The 18,742-nt window shown below is 27.9% G+C and carries 20 protein-coding genes and 2 pseudogenes; 19 read left to right on the top strand and 3 right to left on the bottom strand.

From position 1 onward, the window contains the following. Positions 1 to 14: 14 nt before the first annotated feature. Complete coding sequence (locus tag LEQ07_RS03745; RefSeq protein WP_046823167.1) at positions 15 to 1,406, top strand: glutamate decarboxylase; 1,392 nt, start codon at positions 15 to 17, stop codon at positions 1,404 to 1,406. 67 nt (positions 1,407 to 1,473) lie between these two features. On the opposite strand, the gene LEQ07_RS03740 is transcribed toward LEQ07_RS03745, so the two are convergent. Next, positions 1,474 to 2,367, bottom strand: coding sequence for a C39 family peptidase (locus LEQ07_RS03740; protein WP_046823168.1), 894 nt, complete (start codon positions 2,365 to 2,367; stop codon positions 1,474 to 1,476). A gap of 204 nt (positions 2,368 to 2,571) precedes the next feature. On the opposite strand from LEQ07_RS03740, the gene LEQ07_RS03735 reads away from it, so the two are divergent. From LEQ07_RS03735 to LEQ07_RS20675, 17 genes and pseudogenes are all read left to right on the top strand, one after another. Next, positions 2,572 to 3,465, top strand: coding sequence for a DUF2156 domain-containing protein (locus LEQ07_RS03735; RefSeq protein ID WP_046823169.1), 894 nt, complete (start codon positions 2,572 to 2,574; stop codon positions 3,463 to 3,465). A gap of 212 nt (positions 3,466 to 3,677) precedes the next feature. Continuing rightward, positions 3,678 to 4,442, top strand: a complete 765-nt coding sequence (locus LEQ07_RS03730) for a GDSL-type esterase/lipase family protein (protein WP_084822068.1) — start codon at positions 3,678 to 3,680, stop codon at positions 4,440 to 4,442. Between the two features lie 15 nt (positions 4,443 to 4,457). Beyond that, entirely contained in the window at positions 4,458 to 4,928 is a 471-nt protein-coding gene (locus LEQ07_RS03725) for a DUF4358 domain-containing protein (protein ID WP_052952038.1), read from the top strand. 17 nt (positions 4,929 to 4,945) lie between these two features. Further along, entirely contained in the window at positions 4,946 to 5,386 is a 441-nt protein-coding gene (locus tag LEQ07_RS20685; protein WP_332842895.1) for a hypothetical protein, read from the top strand. Positions 5,387 to 5,409: 23 nt separating this feature from the next. Continuing rightward, positions 5,410 to 6,351 carry an MBOAT family O-acyltransferase gene (locus tag LEQ07_RS03720; protein WP_332842894.1) on the top strand — a complete coding sequence of 314 codons (942 nt, stop codon included), beginning with the start codon at positions 5,410 to 5,412 and terminating at the stop codon, positions 6,349 to 6,351. A 69-nt stretch (positions 6,352 to 6,420) separates the two neighbouring features. Next, positions 6,421 to 7,529 (top strand): annotated as a pseudogene (locus tag LEQ07_RS03715) (DHHW family protein). A gap of 399 nt (positions 7,530 to 7,928) precedes the next feature. Continuing rightward, positions 7,929 to 9,098, top strand: a pseudogene (nrdD, locus tag LEQ07_RS03705) (anaerobic ribonucleoside-triphosphate reductase); the annotation flags it as partial. Between the two features lie 183 nt (positions 9,099 to 9,281). Further along, positions 9,282 to 9,629, top strand: a complete 348-nt coding sequence (locus LEQ07_RS03700; RefSeq protein ID WP_263329598.1) for a GIY-YIG nuclease family protein — start codon at positions 9,282 to 9,284, stop codon at positions 9,627 to 9,629. 29 nt (positions 9,630 to 9,658) lie between these two features. Then, on the top strand, positions 9,659 to 10,099 hold the full coding sequence (locus tag LEQ07_RS03695) for an NUMOD3 domain-containing DNA-binding protein (protein WP_263329597.1): 441 nt from the start codon (positions 9,659 to 9,661) through the stop codon (positions 10,097 to 10,099). Positions 10,100 to 10,234: 135 nt separating this feature from the next. Continuing rightward, positions 10,235 to 11,197, top strand: coding sequence for an anaerobic ribonucleoside-triphosphate reductase (gene nrdD / locus LEQ07_RS03690; RefSeq protein ID WP_332842892.1), 963 nt, complete (start codon positions 10,235 to 10,237; stop codon positions 11,195 to 11,197). 16 nt (positions 11,198 to 11,213) lie between these two features. After that, positions 11,214 to 11,717: an anaerobic ribonucleoside-triphosphate reductase activating protein gene (gene nrdG / locus LEQ07_RS03685; RefSeq protein WP_263329596.1), complete on the top strand. Its 504-nt coding sequence runs from the start codon at positions 11,214 to 11,216 to the stop codon at positions 11,715 to 11,717. A 393-nt stretch (positions 11,718 to 12,110) separates the two neighbouring features. Beyond that, a complete protein-coding gene (gene rpsD / locus LEQ07_RS03680) occupies positions 12,111 to 12,710 on the top strand; it encodes a 30S ribosomal protein S4 (RefSeq protein WP_046823726.1) in 600 nt (199 codons plus the stop codon). Between the two features lie 205 nt (positions 12,711 to 12,915). Next, entirely contained in the window at positions 12,916 to 13,230 is a 315-nt protein-coding gene (gene trxA, locus LEQ07_RS03675) for a thioredoxin (protein WP_046823727.1), read from the top strand. Positions 13,231 to 13,254: 24 nt separating this feature from the next. Beyond that, positions 13,255 to 14,133, top strand: coding sequence for an NAD(P)/FAD-dependent oxidoreductase (locus tag LEQ07_RS03670; RefSeq protein WP_332842891.1), 879 nt, complete (start codon positions 13,255 to 13,257; stop codon positions 14,131 to 14,133). 202 nt (positions 14,134 to 14,335) lie between these two features. After that, on the top strand, positions 14,336 to 14,668 hold the full coding sequence (locus LEQ07_RS03665) for a winged helix-turn-helix transcriptional regulator (RefSeq protein ID WP_035118054.1): 333 nt from the start codon (positions 14,336 to 14,338) through the stop codon (positions 14,666 to 14,668). A 132-nt stretch (positions 14,669 to 14,800) separates the two neighbouring features. Then, positions 14,801 to 15,418 carry a cation:dicarboxylate symporter family transporter gene (locus tag LEQ07_RS20680; RefSeq protein ID WP_332842890.1) on the top strand — a complete coding sequence of 206 codons (618 nt, stop codon included), beginning with the start codon at positions 14,801 to 14,803 and terminating at the stop codon, positions 15,416 to 15,418. After that, positions 15,415 to 16,170, top strand: coding sequence for a cation:dicarboxylate symporter family transporter (locus LEQ07_RS20675; protein ID WP_332842889.1), 756 nt, complete (start codon positions 15,415 to 15,417; stop codon positions 16,168 to 16,170). The genes LEQ07_RS20680 and LEQ07_RS20675 overlap by 4 nt, the downstream gene beginning before the upstream one ends. A gap of 28 nt (positions 16,171 to 16,198) precedes the next feature. On the opposite strand, the gene LEQ07_RS03655 is transcribed toward LEQ07_RS20675, so the two are convergent. Both LEQ07_RS03655 and LEQ07_RS03650 read right to left on the bottom strand, forming a co-directional pair. Then, positions 16,199 to 16,972, bottom strand: coding sequence for a CPBP family intramembrane glutamic endopeptidase (locus LEQ07_RS03655; protein ID WP_263329595.1), 774 nt, complete (start codon positions 16,970 to 16,972; stop codon positions 16,199 to 16,201). Positions 16,973 to 17,105: 133 nt separating this feature from the next. Further along, the gene (locus LEQ07_RS03650) at positions 17,106 to 17,666 is read right to left on the bottom strand and encodes a YdcF family protein (protein WP_263329594.1); all 561 of its coding nucleotides are present in this window, start codon (positions 17,664 to 17,666) and stop codon (positions 17,106 to 17,108) included. A 628-nt stretch (positions 17,667 to 18,294) separates the two neighbouring features. Here LEQ07_RS03650 and LEQ07_RS03645 point away from each other — a divergent pair. Further along, the gene (locus LEQ07_RS03645; RefSeq protein ID WP_046822057.1) at positions 18,295 to 18,594 is read left to right on the top strand and encodes a hypothetical protein; all 300 of its coding nucleotides are present in this window, start codon (positions 18,295 to 18,297) and stop codon (positions 18,592 to 18,594) included. The last annotated feature ends 148 nt before the right edge of the window (positions 18,595 to 18,742 follow it).

Raw genomic sequence — 18,742 nt, 5'->3', positions numbered from 1 at the left:
GGAGGTTTTTCAAAATGTTATTTAAAAAAGAAGATGATTATAGTACACCAGTGTTTGGGACAATAGAGTCTGGCTCTAATATTCCAAAAGACGTAATAGGGAAAGATTCTATTGCTCCAAACATAGCGTATAGATTAATAAAAGACGAGTTAATGAATGAAGGTAATGCAAGACTTAACTTAGCGACATTCTGTCAAACATATATGGAAGAGGAAGCAACACAACTTATGGCAGAAACATTAGAAAAAAATGCTATAGATAAATCTGAATATCCACAAACAACAGAAATGGAAAATAGATGTGTTGATATGATAGCAAACTTATGGAATGCACCAAAAGAGTTAAGCTATATAGGAACATCAACAGTAGGATCATCAGAAGCATGTATGCTTGGTGGTATGGCTATGAAATTTAGATGGAGAAACAGAGCAGAAAAATTAGGAATAGATACAACAAAGAAAAAACCAAACTTAGTAGTATCTTCAGGATATCAAGTTTGTTGGGAAAAATTCTGTGTATACTGGGATATAGAGATGCGTACTGTACCAATGGATGAAGAACATATGAGTTTAGATATAGACAAAGTTTTAGATTATGTAGATGACTATACAATTGGTATAGCAGCATTACTTGGAATAACATATACAGGGAAATTTGATGACATAAAAGCATTAGATGCATTAATTGAAGAATACAATAAAACAGCAAAAATAAGTGTACCAATACATGTAGATGCTGCATCAGGTGGATTATTTACACCATTTATAGATCCTGAACTTGAGTGGGACTTTAGATTAAAAAATGTAGTATCAATAAGTACATCAGGACATAAATACGGATTAGTATACCCAGGTATAGGATGGGTAATATGGAAAGATGAAGAGTACTTACCAAAAGAATTAATATTTGAAGTAAGTTACTTAGGAGGATCAATGCCAACGATGGCAATAAACTTCTCAAGATCAGCAAGTCAAGTAATAGGACAATATTACAACTTCTTAAGACTTGGATTTGAAGGATATAGACAAATACATCAACGTACAAAAGATGTAGCGATGTACCTATCTAAAGAAATTGAAAATACAGGATTATTTAAGATATACAATGATGGTGAAAATTTACCTATAGTATGTTATAGATTAAGAAATGAAGATGCTGTACAATGGACATTATATGATTTAGCAGATAGATTAGCAATGAAAGGATGGCAAATACCAGCATATCCATTACCTGTTAATCTAGATAAAGTTATAATACAACGTATAGTATGTAGAGCAGATTTAAGTTATGACATGGCTGAATTATTTATAAGAGACTTAAATACAGCTATAGATGATTTAAATAAAGCAACTATATTAGTTCATGGTAAAAAAGCAGAAAATAAAAAATATGGTTTTACTCATTAATTATATAAAAAGAAGCTAATTCAATTGAATTAGCTTCTTTTTATATAAATCAATATAAGTATTAGACTTAAACGCTAAATGCCCATACATTTTTAGCTTCTTTTAAAAATACGTCAACATCCCAAGTTTTGCTACTTCTTTCTTTACTATCAGAGTCATTAACTATTATTTTTCCGTCATCAGTAACACCAGTTAATACAATATAATGGCCTTCTGTTGTAAAATGACCGGGTCCCATGGTTGCTATAACTGGATTTCCTTTTTCAAGGTTTGAGATAATGATTGAAGCACTTAAAGGTATAACTTTGCCTTTAAGGCCTAGTTTTTTAGCTCCATCAGTCATTAATGACCAAGCTGTACCAACACCATCTACTAGATATCCGTTTTTAACACTAAAGTTTTCAATATATTTTGGACTTAAGTTTTCATTTCCAGTAAGACCTACAGCAACCATTGATAGGGCTGTTGGACCACAACCATTAATTGCGAAATAATCAGGACCATATTTATCATAACCCCATCTTTCATCCCATTGCATGTATAAAGGTATTTCGCCTTTTGTATAACTTCCTTCAACAGGTGTTGATACTTCAGTTTGTCCACCTTTATGATTTACAAAGTCAGCGACAAAATCTATTGTTTCAGGTTTTTTAGATGCCATGACTAAAAACTCAGGAGGATACTCACTTGGATTTTTTAGTATTTCATAAATTTTAGGATACACAGGAGCTAAGTCTATTAATTTTTGAATTACAGGATCTTTTGATTCAAGTAATTCCTTAGACAACTCAACAGTTTTTGGGCTTGCATATCCAACTGTGCTTGAAAATGCATTTGATACTTCTTTATATCCTATAAATATACCTAATGATAATACTATGGGTAAAGCAATAAGTTTAACTTTTTGCTTGTTTAGTTTTTGCTTCTTTTTTACGCTATGTTTTCCTTTTGCATAAGCCAATTTCTAATCCTCTCCTCTAATGTATAAAATCAAGTCTAATATAATTATACAACTTTAAATTAAATACAATATAACAAAACTGTAACAAATTTTTTGATAAATAAATTGACAATTTCAAACATGGTTACGAAAAAGTAACTAATTAATTAAATCAATTAAATTTGATATAATGTAATATATGATATATTGATTTGGAGGTAATTTATTGTGTTTAAGGATATAGAAATAGATTGTAAAAACATATTAGATAAATATTTTGATTTAGTTGATTACGAAGCATGTGAGTATTGCTTTACTACATTATATATGTGGAAAGATTTATATAATACAAAGTACTATGTTGAAGAGGATTTTGCTATAGTTGCAGGAGAATATGAAAACAAAGGTTTTATAATATTGCCTTTAGCTAAAAAAGAAAATATGAATAAAGCTTTTGATTTTATAATTAAAAACTTTGAAAAACAACACAAACAAATTCATTTAAAAGCTATAAATAAAGAAGTCGTTGAATACTTACAAAGTGTTTATGGAGATAGATTCGAATATATTGAAGAACGCAACAATTTTGATTATATATATGATGGAGAAAGTCTAAGAACTTTAGCAGGAAGAAAAAATCAAAAGAAAAGAAACCACCTAAATAGTTTTGTTAAAGAATATGGTGATAGAGTAGAATATAAAAAGTTAGAAGAAGCAGACTTTGATGAATGTATAAATTTATTAAAAGAGTGGTCAAAAGATAAAGAGGAAAGTATAGAACTAGATAGTGAATTTAAAGCAATAAAAAGAATATTTAAGAATTATGAAAAATTAAAAGAGACATTAAAGATAAGTGGTATATATATTGACTCTAAATTAGAAGCATTTTCTATTGGAGAAATGTTAAATGATAATATGGCGGTAATACATGTTGAAAAAGCAAATGCAGATATAAGAGGGTTGTACCCTTATATTAACCAACAGTTCTTATTAAATGAATTTAGTGATGTTGAATTTGTTAATAGAGAAGAAGATTTAGGGATAGAAGGTCTTAGAAAAGCAAAGCTTTCATATCATCCAGTTAAATTTGCTGAAAAATATACTGTAATAGAAAAATAAAATGTTAAATTATTGAAATTAAGGCATTGTCATAGAAATTGGCAATGCCTTTTGTTATTATAATATCATGTCGAATGAAAAATAATATGTCGAAAATAATTAACAAAACTGTAAAAAAAATTTATACAAAAAATGGAAGAAAAAGAGTATAATATATAATTATTTTATATGGTAAGAAATTTAATATTATATGTAAGAAAGAAGTGACACTTATGAGGAAAATTTTATATGTTCGTACTATGAAAATTGTGTTGATCGGAGGCGCTATATTAATTTTATTAGGCTTTGCGAGGCATATATATAAAATCAAATTCGGCCAAGCAGAAGTAAATCCGGAAAAAGGCGTAGCTAAAATAAAAGAATTAGAATCAGAAGATATATCAAGTATAAGAAATGAAATTGAAAAAAATAGCGACGACAGTTCGAATATAGATGAAAACAAAGATAATGCAAACTTTGAAAAAGTATTTGATGATTCTGTAATAATGGGGGACTCAAGAGGTGAGGGACTAACAGAATATGGTTTTTTAAGTCCATCATCAGTTGTAGCATATAAAGGAAGAAATGTAATACAGGCAAAAGGAGATGTATCAGAAGTTGTTAACCTTTCACCTAGTAATGTGTTTTTAACTTATGGAATGAATGATTTACAATTGTTTAGTAACTCTAAGGACTTTATTAATAACTATGAAATACTTATAAAAGACATTGAACGAAAATTACCGAGTTCTAAAATATATGTAACTTCTATAATACCAACAACTCAAGCAGCTATGGAAAAAGAGCATAGTTTTAAGAATGTATATAGTTTTAATAAGGCGTTAGAAGGTATGTGTAAGGCTTTAAATGTAGAATTTATCGATGTTAATGATAGCGTTAACTCAAAAAGCAACTTATATGCGCCGGATGGTATACATTTTAGTCCTAAATTTTATAATGGTTATTTAAATATGTTAAAAATTAAGACTAATTTATAGATAGGAGTGAGTATTTTGAGAAAATTTAAAAAGTGTATTTTGACTCTTAGTTTTGTATGTACGATGTTTATTGTTAGTGGATGTGGAATAAATAATGATAAATCTGCTAGAAGTATAACTGAAGATATTAGCAAAACTGTTAATTTAAACAATATGGAAAAAAGTGATAGCAAATCTTTAAGAAGATTTTTTGGTTTAAACTCTAGTGAGTTTGAAGATTTTTCAATATACATACCTAAATCTACTATGGATGTAGAAGAGATGCTTGTGATAAAAGTAAAGGATAAGGGGCAAATTCAAGGAATAGAAGATGCTATAGATAGTAGAGTTAATAAACAAATTGAAAGTTTTAGTGGATATGGACCAAAACAAGTAGCATTACTTCAAGATTACGAAGTCAAAGATAAAGGTAACTTTGTATTTTATGCAGTTTCAAAGGATTTAGATAAACTGACTGATTCATTTAAAGAAAGTATCAAAAATTAAAAAAGAGAGGTAAACAAATGGTTTTTAGTAGTATAGTATTTTTATTTACTTTTTTACCTATAACCTTAATTCTATATTACATTTCGCCTAGAAAAATGAAAAATATAGTACTGTTGTTAATTAGTTTGATTTTTTATGCATGGGGAGAGCCTGTATATGTTTTTCTCATGATGTTTACTACTGTATTTGATTATTTAATAGGGTTACTTATAAATAAATATAGAAGAAATAAGATTAAATCTAAACGAATATTTATATTTGCGGTTTTAGTGAATTTAGGTATATTAGGTTTTTTCAAATATTATGGATTTTTAATTGAAAATATAAATGGCATATTTTCTTTAAATATTGGATACAATCAGCTACCACTTCCAATAGGTATATCATTTTATACGTTTCAAACATTATCATATGTTATTGATGTGTATTTAAATAAGGTAAAAGTTCAAAAAGCTTAATATCGTTTGGCCTTTATGTAACGATGTTTCCACAGTTAGTTGCAGGTCCTATTGTTAGATATACAGATATAGATTACCAACTAAAATACAGAACTCATAGTATGAACAAGTTTGGGGAAGGTGTAGATAGATTTATACAAGGTCTTTCTAAAAAGGTGTTACTTGCTAACAATATAGGTATGATATTTACAAGTATACAACAATATGATGCAAGTGAAATATCTGTTTTAACGGCTTGGCTTGCGATAGGTGCATATACTTTGCAACTATACTTTGACTTTAGTGGATATTCTGATATGGCAATAGGTCTTGGTAAAATGCTAGGATTTGATTTTATTGAGAACTTTAATTATCCATACATATCTAAAAGTGTTACTGAATTTTGGAGAAGATGGCATATATCCTTAGGAAGTTGGTTTAGAGAATATGTTTATATACCTTTAGGTGGTAATAGATGTAGTACTATATTCCAACTTAGAAATTTATGTATAGTATGGTTTCTTACAGGACTATGGCATGGAGCTGATTGGAACTTTATATTATGGGGCTTATACTATGGATTGATTTTAATGATAGAGAAGTTTTTATTAAAAAATATATTAGAGAAAATGCCTGGCTTTATCCAACATATATACACAATGGTACTAGTTATGATTGGATGGACATTTTTTGGAATTGAAAGTATACAAAAATCTTTGGAATACATAAAAGTAATGTTTTTCTTAAATGGAAATAAAATAATAGATTCAACATTTATTTATTATTTACATACAAACTTAATTCTTTTAATAATTTTAATATTATGTTCTACACCTATAGTTAATAAGGTATTTAAAAAAATTATTCAAAATGGAAAAATGGAAGGTGTTACATTGACTGTAATAATTCAATTTGTTTTGTTATTTTTAAGCATAGCATATTTAGTAAATGAAACATATAATCCTTTCTTATACTTTAGATTCTAATAAGGGGTGAGGACTTTGAAATTTACAAAAAAAAATAATCGTAAGTATATAAATGCATATTCAAAATTGATGGCAATAATGTTTTTAGTAACTATATTTTCATTTGTAGGTCTTAATTTACTAGTTAAGGATAAACAGTTTTCAGAAAATGAGAATAGACTTCTAGAACAAAAGCCTAAATTTACACTAGATAGATTATTTGAAGGTAGATATACAAAAAAATACGAAAAATATACTATTGATCAAATGGTTGGAAGAGATAAATTTATTCAAATTAAAACTAAAGCTGACGACCTCATGGGTAAAAATAGTGAAAACGGTGTATTTAAATGTGATGATGGGTATTTAATAGAAAGTTTTGGAAAACCAAATGAAGAGTATTTAAATGCTAATATAGAAGCTATAAATAAGTTTGCGAATAAACATAAGGATATGAAGACAAGTATGTTAATAGCACCAACTGCTGTTAATATACTAGATGATAAATTACCAGCATTTGCTCCTGTTTATAATCAAGATGAATATTTAAATAAACTATCAAAATCTATTGATAACAAAATAGATTTTATAAATGTATCAAGTGAAATGAAAAAACATAAAGATGAATATATATATTATAAAACGGATCACCACTGGACTACATTAGGTGCATATTATGCTTTTTTAGATTTTGCTAAGCTATCAGGGTTAAAATCTGAATCCAATAGTTATGACAAGTACAGAGTTTCAAATGAGTTTTATGGAACACTATATTCAAAGAGCGGGTACAAAGTAAAGCCTGATCAAGTTGATATATATACACCTAAAGATAAAAATGATCAAGTGATAGTAGAATATAAAGAAGAAAAGAAAAATCTCCTACTATATATGATAGTGAAGCATTGAAAAAAAAGGATAAGTATGAAGTTTTCTTAGGTGGAAATCATCCAGTTGTAGATATAAAAACTACAAGTGAAAGTGATAAAACCTTGCTACTAATAAAAGATTCTTATGCAAATAGCTTTGTTCAATTTTTAACTCCATTTTACAAAGAGATTATAATGGTAGATCCAAGATATTATTATGAAGATATAGAAAAATTGATTAAAGAAAAGAATGTTACGGATTTACTTTACTTATATAATGCAAATACATTTTTTAATGATTCATCATTAGCGCCAGTATTAAATAACATATAAAATTCGCTTCGCTCATGTCGCCAACGACTTTGTCCGTTGCTCAAAAAGTTTTTTACTCTAAAATTATAGAATATTGGTATAACTAAGTTTCATAAATTAACAACAATGCATTAGAGAGTATAATTTTTCAAGCGTAAAAAATTAATAAAAATAAAAAAGAAAGAACTAGTATCTAGAGTGTAGATTTAGAGCGGTTTCTTTTAAATTTTTATGAGGAAATTTAAAAAATATGGGTATTAACCAACTTGAATATATACTATATATGGTATAGAATGGACTATGTGCTTACTACATATAGTATGAAAAATGCTTATATGAACAACATAAAATTATAAAAGTCAATACTTTTGTAGAATAAAATTTAATCAATCAATATGTATTAGACAAAAGGAGAGTTTTATGAATAAACAATTAAATATAATTAAAAGAGATGGCAGTATTGTAAAATTTGATAAAACAAAAATAGAAAATGCAATACTAAAAGCTATGAAGTACGGAAGTGGAATATATGAAGAAGAAATGGCTAAAGAAATAGCCGATGAAATTGAATTAAGTTTTAATCAAACAAAAGACGTAGCAACTGTTAATAAGGTTGAAGATATGGTTTATAAAAATTTAATAAATCATAAACATGAATTAACAGCTAAAGCATATGAGGGGTATAGAGCAGTTCAATCATTTAAAAGAGAAGTTAATACTACAGATGATAGTATTTTAGGTCTTTTAGATAACAGTAATGAAGATGTTATGAATGAAAATTCTAATAAAAATGGTTTATTAGCTTCAACTCAAAGAGATTTAATAGCTGGGGAAGTATCAAAAGATATAGCTAGAAGAAAGTTAATTCCAGCTCATATAGCACATGCTCATGATGAGGGAGTTCTTCATTATCATGATATGGATTATGCTATACAACCTATTCATAACTGTATGCTTATAAACTTAGAAGATATGCTAAATAATGGTACAGTAATAAGTAATAAGTTAGTTGAATCACCAAAGTCATTCACTACAGCTTGTACAGTTACTACACAGATAATAGCTCAAATTGCTAGTGGGCAGTATGGAGGTAACTCTATAACTATAAAACATATTGCTCCGTTTTTAAGAGTTTCATATGATAAATATTTAAACAAATATAAGGATAAGTATCCAGAAGAAATGGCTAAAGATTTAGCTGAAGATAGAATGTTAGAAGAGTTAAAAAACGGAATTCAAACTATAAGATATCAACTATCTACATTATATACAAGCAATGGTCAATCTCCATTCTCAACTATTTACTTAGAAATTGAAGAAGGTAGTGAGTATGAAAGAGAAATGGCTTTAATTTGTGAGGAAATGATAGCTCAAAGATTAGAAGGAATGAAAAACTACAAAGGACAAGAAGTAGGAGAAGAGTTCCCTAAGCTAGTTTATCTATTAGATGAGCATAATTGCTTAGAAGGTGGTAAATACGACTACATTACTAAATTAGCAGCTAAATGTAATACAAAGAGATTAGTACCTGATTATCAAAGTGCAAAATAATGAAAAAATTACGAAGGAAACACATTCCCACCAATGGGTTAACAATAGTTATATAGACTACGGCTCATGTAAAACCTTGTGAACCCATGCTAAAGGGGTGTCAGTAAGTTACTGGCTAACGATGAAACCTAAGTCAGAATAGATAAGGTAATATCGTGCGAAGTTCTGTAATAAAAATAATTTGTCATATTGTTTATATTTAAAAGTAGGTGATAAAAACATATGAAAAATTTTTTAGTTTATAAAATTACTTGTAAAATCAATAATAAAATATATGTAGGGCAGACAACAGAAACTCTAAAGCAGAGATTTAGTAGGCATATGGGATATCAAAAATATGAACACGATACTAAATTTTATAGAGCTGTTAGAAAGTATGGTTCCGAAAACTTTTATATAGAAGAATTAGATATAGCTAGAAACCAGGAAGAACTAGATGAAAAAGAATATTTTTGGATTAATAAACTAGATACTGTTAATAAAGGTTATAACTCTAGAGCTATGAAAGGTAAGTGTGGAGGAGATACATTATCAAATCACCCAAATAAAAATATAATTAGTGAAAAATAAGACAAAGTAAGATAGGAGATAAGAATCCTATGAGAATTTATGGAGGTCTTAAGGGTGAAAAGAATGGTATGTATGGAAAACACATGTCTGAAGAAACAAAGCTAGCTATAAGTAATAAATTAAAAGGAAGATCAAGAGGATCTGAAGAGATTAGAAAAACTAGTGAATCCTTAAAAGGAGTTGCTAAAACAGATAAACATATAGAAAATTTGATAAAAGCTCAGCTTGGAATAGACTACTATAGAGAAGTTATTATTATTGATGAAAATAAAAATATAGTTGAAAGGTTTAAAAATAAATCAGAATATTACAAAATGATGCCTACAAAATATAATGTAGGAAGGACATTTTTAGAGCAATGGATTAAGCATAGGGATATATATAGCAATCCTAAGAATATTAAAAGATTTATACCATTAACTAATAAAAGAGTATTATATTATGATGAATTTATTACAGAAAACGTGTAGAGACTATCGAAACCACATTTTAAAATGTAAGGGAGTAGAGTACATTGGATTTTAGCACCAATGGAAGCGCAAGGCACGATGATGGTTTGGTAAACCGGAGTGAAGAGATAGTCCGACCCAATAGAAATATTGGATATGTTGTGTAGATCACACTTGAGTCCATGGAAGGACGAGAATGGAAATTATAAATGGTATGGAAGATTTAACCAAGGTGTAATTTCTTTAAACTTAGTGCAAGTTGCATTAACAGCAAATCAAGATATGGAGAAGTTCTGGGAGGTATTAGATGAAAGATTAGAACTTTGTAGAGAAGCTCTAATGGTTAGACATGATTTATTAAAAGGTGTAATATCAGATGTATCACCTATACATTGGCAACATGGTGGTATAGCAAGACTTAAAAAAGGAGAAAAAATAGATTCATTATTAGAAAATGGATACTCAACTCTTTCTTTAGGTTATGTTGGTGTGTATGAAATGACACAAGCTATGCTTGGAGTTAGCCATACTACTAAAGATGGTGAAAAATTTGCACTTGAAGTAATGAACCACTTAAATAACACTTGCCAAAAATGGAAGGATGAAACTGGTCTTGGATTTGGATTATATGGAACTCCAGGAGAAAGTTTAACTTCAAGATTTTGTAGAATAGATAAACAAAAATTTGGAGAGATAAAAAATGTTACAGATAGAATGTATTACACGAATTCATATCATGTTCATGTAAGCGAAGAGATAGATGCTTTTGAAAAGTTAAAATTTGAAAGTCAGTTTCATGATATAAGTTTAGGTGGATGTATAAGTTATATAGAAGTTCCTGATATGAGTAAAAACTTACCTGCAGTAGAACAAATAATAAATTATATATACCATAATATACAATATGCCGAGATAAACACTAAACCTGATATTTGTTATTCTTGTGGTTATACAGGAGAAATAAAGTTAGATAAAGATTTAGAATGGTATTGCCCTAATTGTGGAAATAGAGATAAAAATGAAATGCAAGTTATGAGAAGAACTTGTGGATATATAGGTGCAAATATGTGGGGAAAAGGACGTACACAGGAAATAGGCGAAAGAGTTTTACATCTATAAGGTTGGAGTGATGAAAATGAGATTTTCTAAAATAAAAGATAATGATATAGCTAATGGATTAGGGATAACTATGTCTTTTTGGACTCAAGGATGCCAACATCATTGTAAAGGATGTTTTAATAAAGAGACATGGGACTTTGATGGAGGACAAGAATTTAAGCAAGAAAACTTAGATTATATTATAGAAAACATAAATAAAAATAATATATATAGAGATTTAGCAATATTAGGAGGAGAACCATTATGTCCTCAAAATGTTGAAGGTGTAATTAGTTTATGTAGAGAATTTAAAAGTCATTATCCAAATAAACTTATATATTTATGGACAGGATACACTGTAGAAAAATTTAATGAAAATCAAAGAAAGATTTTAAATTATATAGATATATTAATAGATGGACAATTTGACGAAGAACGAAAAAATTTATCTATAAAGTTAAGAGGTTCTTCTAATCAAAGAGTTATAGATGTAAAAAAATATTTAGATAAAAATGAAATTATTTTATATGATCTTAATTAATAAAATAGACTAACCAATTATAAATTATATTGGTTAGTTTTTTTTATATCCTTAATGATAATAATTTTCATTTACAACGAATAACACCTATGTTATACTAAAAACATAGAGAAAAACCTTCTCTACAAAAATGATGCTATAAATTTATAAAGTACTCAATCCCGCAGATATAGTTTAAGTTTAATGTCCGTAACATAAACTATTAGTACTTTTAGATTTGTGCCAAAAATTACACTCAAAAACTAAAAAACTTCTTAAAAAGAGTCATGATTGTATACATGACTCTTTTTAATGATAATGAAAGTCATTTACATAAAATGAAAATTATGATATAGTGTATACAGGCTTAAAGTTATCGCGGCAAAATTTCTAATTTTATAGGAGATGATAATTATGGCAAAAATGATGGGACCTAGATTTAAACAATGTAGAAGGTTAGGACTTAATGTGTGTGGACATCCAAAAGCTATGGATAGAGCAACTAGAGGAACTTCTAGAGCAGATAAAAAACTTTCGCCGTATGGATTGCAATTACTAGAGAAACAAAGATTAAGAGCTTATTACGGGGTTTTAGAAAGACAATTTTCTAACTATGTAAAAAAAGCTATGAAATCTCAAGGAGAAACAGGTACGGTATTAGTTCAATTACTAGAATGTAGGCTAGATAACTTAGTTTATAGATTAGGATTAGCGAGTTCTATAAGACAAGCTCGTCAAATGGTAGTGCATGGACACATATTAGTTAATGGAAATAAAGTCGATCGACCTTCTTATGGAGTGTCAGTAGGAGAAAAGATATCTCTAAGAGAAAAATCTAAAAAGAACTCTATGTTTATTGATAGTTTTCAACAAAATGCTAATAGCCAATATTCTTACTTAAGTAAGGACATTGATGATGTGTCGGGAACTCTTACTAAAATACCTGAAAGAAACGAAGTTCCAATAGAAATAAATGATATTTTAGTTGTTGAGTATTACTCTAAACTTAAGTAGGTATTTAATTTAAATAAAAGATGTAGAGCATTAGTTCTACATTTTTTTATTTTTTAATTAAATATTTTCATTTAATGTACAAAGAATTTTATTTAAGGGTAATAATAAAGTAGAAAACTAGTTACGAATAAGTAACTAATTGTTATAGATAAAAACTGATGATATATTAAAGTTATTATAAAACATAAATAAAGGAGAAATGAAAATGAGTAGAATAATAAATACAGACGAATTTAACGTAGAGGTAGAAAATGCAAGTGAAACAACAGTAGTGGACTTTTTTGCAACATGGTGTGGTCCATGTAAAATGTTAGCTCCAGTATTCGACGAATTAAGTGGAGATATAGATGAAGCTAAATTTTTAAAAGTAGATATAGATCAAAGCTTAGAATTAGCTAGAAAATTCCAAGTAACAACAGTGCCAACTGTAATTGTATTTAAAGATGGAGAAGAAGCTGAAAGATTAGTTGGGTTTATACCTAAGCAAAAGTTAGAAGATATGGTGAAAGCTCATATATAATTAATATAGAGAGGAATGTTGAATATGAGATATGATATTGCAATCGTAGGAAGCGGACCAGCTGGTTTAGCAGCTGCTATAAATGCTAAGATACGTAATAAAAACATAATATTATTTGGATCTCACAATGGAAGTGATAAATTAGTTAAAGCTCCATCTATAGATAATTATCTAGGAATTTATGATGTAAGTGGAGCCGAGTTGAGTGAAAAATTTACTAATCACGTAAAAGAGATGGGGATTGAAATAACTCAAGAGAGAGTTAATAATGTATACCAAATGGGAGATTATTTTGCATTAACTGTTGGAGATGAAATTTATGAAGCTACAACTGTAATAATAGCTACAGGTGTACAATATGGGAAAATGATTAAAGGGGAAGAAGAATATTTAGGAAAAGGCGTAGGATATTGTGCAACATGTGATGCTGGATTATATAGAGATAAAGTTGTAGCTATAATAGGATACAATCATGAAGGAGAAGAGGATGCAAACTTTTTAAGTGAAATAGCATCAAAAGTTTATTATATACCTATGTATAACTTATCTAATAAGTTAGATTCTTCTATAGAAATAATCGATAGTAAACCTATAGAAATAAAGGGAGATACATTGGTAAATAAACTTGTATTAAAAGATAGCGAGCTAGATGTGGATGGGGTTTTCGTTATCAAGGATAGCGTATCTCCAAGTTATATGGTTCCTGGTTTAGAAGTTGAAGGACCTCATATAAAAACTGATAGAGAAATGAGAACAAATATAGATGGACTTTATGCTGCGGGAGATTGTGCAGGTAAGCCATATCAATACTTAAAGTCTGCAGGGCAAGGGCAGATGGCAGTTTCAAGTGCTATATCACAGTTAGATAAATTAAGAATAAAACAAATGGGATTAGAAAAATAATATAAAGTAAATAACCTAAAATTCAAGAAAAATTAAATCTTGTTATTTTAGGTTATTTTTATTTGAATAATGGATAAGAGCAGTTATAGAAAAAAGCTATAATAAAACGTGGATATGCAAAATTCATAATAATCAAAATTGGACAAAATATTGACGATATTATAACCTTGTATACACAAATAAAAATAGGAGGGCCAAATTAATGTACAATGTAAGTGATATGACATTTGACTGTCCAGTTGAAGCTCTATCTAGTATAGTTGGTAAAAAATGGGTAGCAAGGATAGTTTGGGAGATCCAAGATAGTAAAATTAGATTTGGAGAGTTACAAAGAAAAATAGATGGATGTAGTAAGAAGATGTTAGTGCAACAGCTTGATTTATTAGTAGAAAATAATATTGTTATAAATAATAAAAAAGTAGTGAAAAATAGTATAGAATCTACTTATTATTTAAGTAAATCAGGGTTGGAGTTACTGCATGTTATTGCAAATATGATAAAGTGGAGCAACGAACATATAGTATGTAATGATTAAAATTTAAAAATTTTGAAAAGTAAAAAAATTAGAAGTTACCAAAAAGTTACCAGTTGATATAATTTTTAGTACTTGTTATATTATATAAAAAAGCAAAGCCTTTAACTTTGCAAAAAGTATAAGGAGGAACACATGAATTACACATTTTTCTCAGAATTCCTTATGGTAACAAATTGGTTAACTTTGTTATCGATAGGAATATTAATAGGACTATTCTTTATAGTCAAAAAATTAACTAAAAAGCTTAATTTCACCAAATTGATGATATCATCAATTGCAATGGGAATTGGTTTAGGGTTAATAATTCAATTTATAGCAGGTTTTCCGAATGACCCTACAAAAGTCACTTGGTTAACAGAGGTATCTAAATGGTATGGATTATTTGGATATGGATTTATGGATTTATTAAAAATGCTAGTAGTACCTTTAGTATTTGTTTCAATTGTAAGAGTTATAATGAACTTGAAACAAGGTGAAAATTTAGGTAAGTTGACAGGTAGAACTATTTTTATGCTACTTGGAACAACAGCTATAGCAGCAGCAGTTGGAATAATAGTTGGAAATTTATTTAAACTGGGAGTAGGGCAAGAAGTAGCTCAACAAGCTACAGAACAATTAAGAGAAGTGACACCTGTAGTAGATACTTTAAGAGGGTTACTACCATCAAACCCAGTAGATGCTATGGCGCAAGCAAATGTTGTAGCTATAGTTATATTTGCCGGATTTATAGGTATAGCAATAAAAGATTGAGTAAAAAACACGCAGATACAATTAAACCTTTTGTAGACTTAATTGAAGCGTTTTATAAGATAATAATAAGTATATCGATAACTGTTATAAAGTTAATGCCATATGCGGTAGTTGCATTAATGGCAAGTTCTATAATTGATAGAGGAATATCTTCTATAGTAGGTGTTATAGATTTCATATTAGCTTTATATGTAAGTGTTGCAATAATGTTTATAGTGCACTTAATAATAATATCAATTAATGGGGTTAATCCTGTTAAATACTTAAAAAATGCATCTAAACCTCTTATATTAGCATTTACTTCAAGATCTAGTTTAGGAACATTACCAGTTACTATAGAAACATTAAATGAGAATTTAAAAGTAGATCAAGGTATATCTAGCTTTGTAGGAAGTTTAGGAGCTAATATGGGTATGAATGGTTGTGCAGGAATATACCCAGCGTTAATGGCTGTGACTGTAGCTAATATGTCAGGAACAACTATGAACTTTAGTTTCTATGTAATGTTATTAATAGTAATAACAATAAGTTCTTTAGGAATAGCAGGAATTCCTGGTACTGCAACTATGTCTGTATCTGTTGTTATATCAGGTATGGGATTAGGAGCATACTTCCCATTATTAGGTGGAATAATTGCTATAGATCCAATATTAGATATGGGACGTACAATGCTTAATGTAAATGGAGCAATGGCTTCAACTATAGCAGTTGCAAATAGTTTTGATGAGATAGATAAAAATTCTATAGAATAGAATAAATATAAAAAATAGACTAAGATAATTATCTTAGTCTATTTTTTATGCACTTAGTAGAAATAAATAAAATTAGAAGCCCGACTATAGCTGTAGATATTGAAATTATTATATGAAGATCTACAGAATATTTAAATACATAGGAACATGCATTATCTAAAGCATGAAACAGTATACATAGCCAAATGCTATTTGTTTCCATATATATAAATGTTAGAACAAATGATGATGCTAAACAGCTTAATGCAAAAGGTAAAAAGTTTAGATGTTGTTGAGGAGACCCAACAACAAACCAAAGTGGTAAATGCCAGCAAGACCAAATTATTCCTATTAATAAGGAACTTTTCAAAGGTGAATACTTGGACAATAACTTAGGGAGTAAAAAACCTCTCCAACCTATTTCTTCAAGTCCACCACCGAAAATCATAAATGGTGCGATCCATGTTAAAAAAATTAATGGATAAGTTAATAAAATATATTTATCTCTAAAAAAGCATACAACTATAAATGGTGTTGTCCATAAAATTAAAATAGTAATTAAAACATAAAGGTATTCCTTGAAACTTCTTTTCATATCTATACAACTTTTTAAAAATCTACTAAAATCATTTTTTGAGTAGAATTTGTGAACAGTAAGTATACCTGCTATAGCTGGGGAGTATCCAGATAAAGCATAAAAAATCATAAAAATAGGAGAACCGTATGTTAATACTCCTAATTGAGTAAGTGGAATTGTAACTCCAAATCCCATTATGCAGGTTATAAATATTATGAAAAAAAAGTATTTAACTTCATTAGACATATGAACATATACCCCCAATCTAAGTAAAACTCAAATATATTAAAATATATTTGAATAATAATAATATATACCTATTTGAAGAAGGTTAAACATAATTAATTAAGCTGTAAAATAAAATAATGATTTATAAGAGCTAGTAAAATTGAAAAACAAATATTATAAATATTACAATCATATGCCTTTTTTTGTTCATTACAACAAGTGCTATATACTCTCTTATTAAAGCATTAGGAAGGAAATAATAAGCAGTTTTTGATCCTAAACCATTACTTTTCAAACTAGCCATTCTTGCGTATATGCTAGCTCTAAAAACGTGATAATTATTAGTTACAAATATACTTTTATAACCATTAGGCATTAAATTATCCATAATAACTTTTGAAAATTTCATATTTTGGAGAGTATTAACTGATTTATCTTCAATAATTGTATCTTTAGATGGTATCCCTTTACTTAATGCATATTTTTGCATAGCTAGACCTTCTGGAATATCTTCATCCGGACCTTGGCCTCCTGAAAAAATGATTTTAGGAGAAAAAGAAACCTTAGATTGTTCATTGTAAAAATTTATAGCTCTATCGATTCTGCTAGCAAGTAGAGGTGGAACTTTATCCCCAAAAACCCTACTACCTAATACGATTATAAAATCTTGATCTTTCTTTGGTTTATTAAATTGAGCTATTAAAGAAATCATTAAGAAATTAAAAATACTAAATAAGAAGTAAAATTCTAAAAGTAAAAAACTACTTAAAAAATAGTTATATCTTTTGGTAAAAATTTTTCTGGATTAAAAAATGTTAAAACTAAGTGGAAAACAAGTGCTAATCCTAAAAAAAGAGTCAACATATTAGATAAATTTCTACTTTCCTTTTGCATGACGATTTTAGCATTTAAAAATAAACCGAAAATAAGGGCGTAAATTCCAAATATCGAAACAATCATAAATATGATAAATAAGATTAAAAATAAAACTATTAAAATTCGGTTTTCTGTAGAAAATGCTAAGTATGTAAATGAAATAGCAAAAGATATAAGAAATATATTGAAAAATAATCCGTTAAAAAGTCTTCTTCTATCTTTAAAATAAGATATTAAAAAATAGATAATGTTATTATTGGAAACAAATAAATAAAAAACATACGTTACCTCCTAAATTAAAATGAAATATATATTAAATTCATTATATATTTTTCAATAATTAAGTTAATAGATACATAAAAATGTAATAATAAAGAATAGTTATATAAAAAAATTATAATGAAAATAAATTATATTTTATGATATAACTATATAACAAGAATTAAAAAAAGAGAGGTATGAGTATGAATAATATAGTAGTTATATGTGAAGACATAAACTGTGGAAATAAATTACAGGAATCGGCGAAAGAATTTAACTATAACATTGAATTTGAAATACAAAATGAAGATACAATTATAAATGAAATATCTGAAAAAGATATAAAAGATGCAAGTGCTGTTTTATTTGTAATAAATAAAGGTATAGAAGAAGTAAATGAAATCGAAAGATTCATAGATGTTGAATACTATGAAGTAGAGCCTTGTATAGCATTAGAAAATCCTAAACAAGTTATAAGTGAAATAATAGCTGATTTAAACTAAAGAATAGTTAAGAAGCTTTGTGATTAATCTCAAAGCTTTTTTTATATTTATAAAAAATAAAATTAAATTTTAAAAAAGTGTTGACGATGTTAAATTAAGGTGGTATAGTATTACTTGTCCTTAAGAAAAGGGCAAAACAAAAATGAAC

Origin of the sequence: Paraclostridium sp. AKS73, assembly GCF_025671395.1 — a bacterium.
GTDB classification, from domain to species: Bacteria; Bacillota; Clostridia; order Peptostreptococcales; family Peptostreptococcaceae; genus Paraclostridium; species Paraclostridium benzoelyticum.
This window is presented reverse-complemented; position numbering and strand designations above follow the sequence as displayed.

Excerpts from the sequence above, each read along its gene's own strand:
- LEQ07_RS03720 (WP_332842894.1), top strand. The coding sequence starts at position 5,410 with ATGTTTCCACAGTTAGTTGCAGGTCCTATTGTTAGATATACAGATATA.
- LEQ07_RS03650 (WP_263329594.1), bottom strand. The coding sequence starts at position 17,666 with ATGATTTCTTTAATAGCTCAATTTAATAAACCAAAGAAAGATCAAGAT.
- LEQ07_RS03700 (WP_263329598.1), top strand. The coding sequence starts at position 9,282 with ATGAAAAATTTTTTAGTTTATAAAATTACTTGTAAAATCAATAATAAA.
- LEQ07_RS03745 (WP_046823167.1), top strand. The coding sequence starts at position 15 with ATGTTATTTAAAAAAGAAGATGATTATAGTACACCAGTGTTTGGGACA.
- LEQ07_RS03665 (WP_035118054.1), top strand. The coding sequence starts at position 14,336 with ATGTACAATGTAAGTGATATGACATTTGACTGTCCAGTTGAAGCTCTA.
- LEQ07_RS03695 (WP_263329597.1), top strand. The coding sequence starts at position 9,659 with ATGAGAATTTATGGAGGTCTTAAGGGTGAAAAGAATGGTATGTATGGA.
- LEQ07_RS20685 (WP_332842895.1), top strand. The coding sequence starts at position 4,946 with ATGGTTTTTAGTAGTATAGTATTTTTATTTACTTTTTTACCTATAACC.
- LEQ07_RS03670 (WP_332842891.1), top strand. The coding sequence starts at position 13,255 with ATGAGATATGATATTGCAATCGTAGGAAGCGGACCAGCTGGTTTAGCA.
- LEQ07_RS03655 (WP_263329595.1), bottom strand. The coding sequence starts at position 16,972 with ATGTCTAATGAAGTTAAATACTTTTTTTTCATAATATTTATAACCTGC.
- LEQ07_RS03730 (WP_084822068.1), top strand. The coding sequence starts at position 3,678 with ATGAGGAAAATTTTATATGTTCGTACTATGAAAATTGTGTTGATCGGA.
- rpsD (WP_046823726.1), top strand. The coding sequence starts at position 12,111 with ATGGCAAAAATGATGGGACCTAGATTTAAACAATGTAGAAGGTTAGGA.
- LEQ07_RS20680 (WP_332842890.1), top strand. The coding sequence starts at position 14,801 with ATGAATTACACATTTTTCTCAGAATTCCTTATGGTAACAAATTGGTTA.
- nrdD (WP_332842892.1), top strand. The coding sequence starts at position 10,235 with ATGTTGTGTAGATCACACTTGAGTCCATGGAAGGACGAGAATGGAAAT.
- nrdG (WP_263329596.1), top strand. The coding sequence starts at position 11,214 with ATGAGATTTTCTAAAATAAAAGATAATGATATAGCTAATGGATTAGGG.
- trxA (WP_046823727.1), top strand. The coding sequence starts at position 12,916 with ATGAGTAGAATAATAAATACAGACGAATTTAACGTAGAGGTAGAAAAT.
- LEQ07_RS03645 (WP_046822057.1), top strand. The coding sequence starts at position 18,295 with ATGAATAATATAGTAGTTATATGTGAAGACATAAACTGTGGAAATAAA.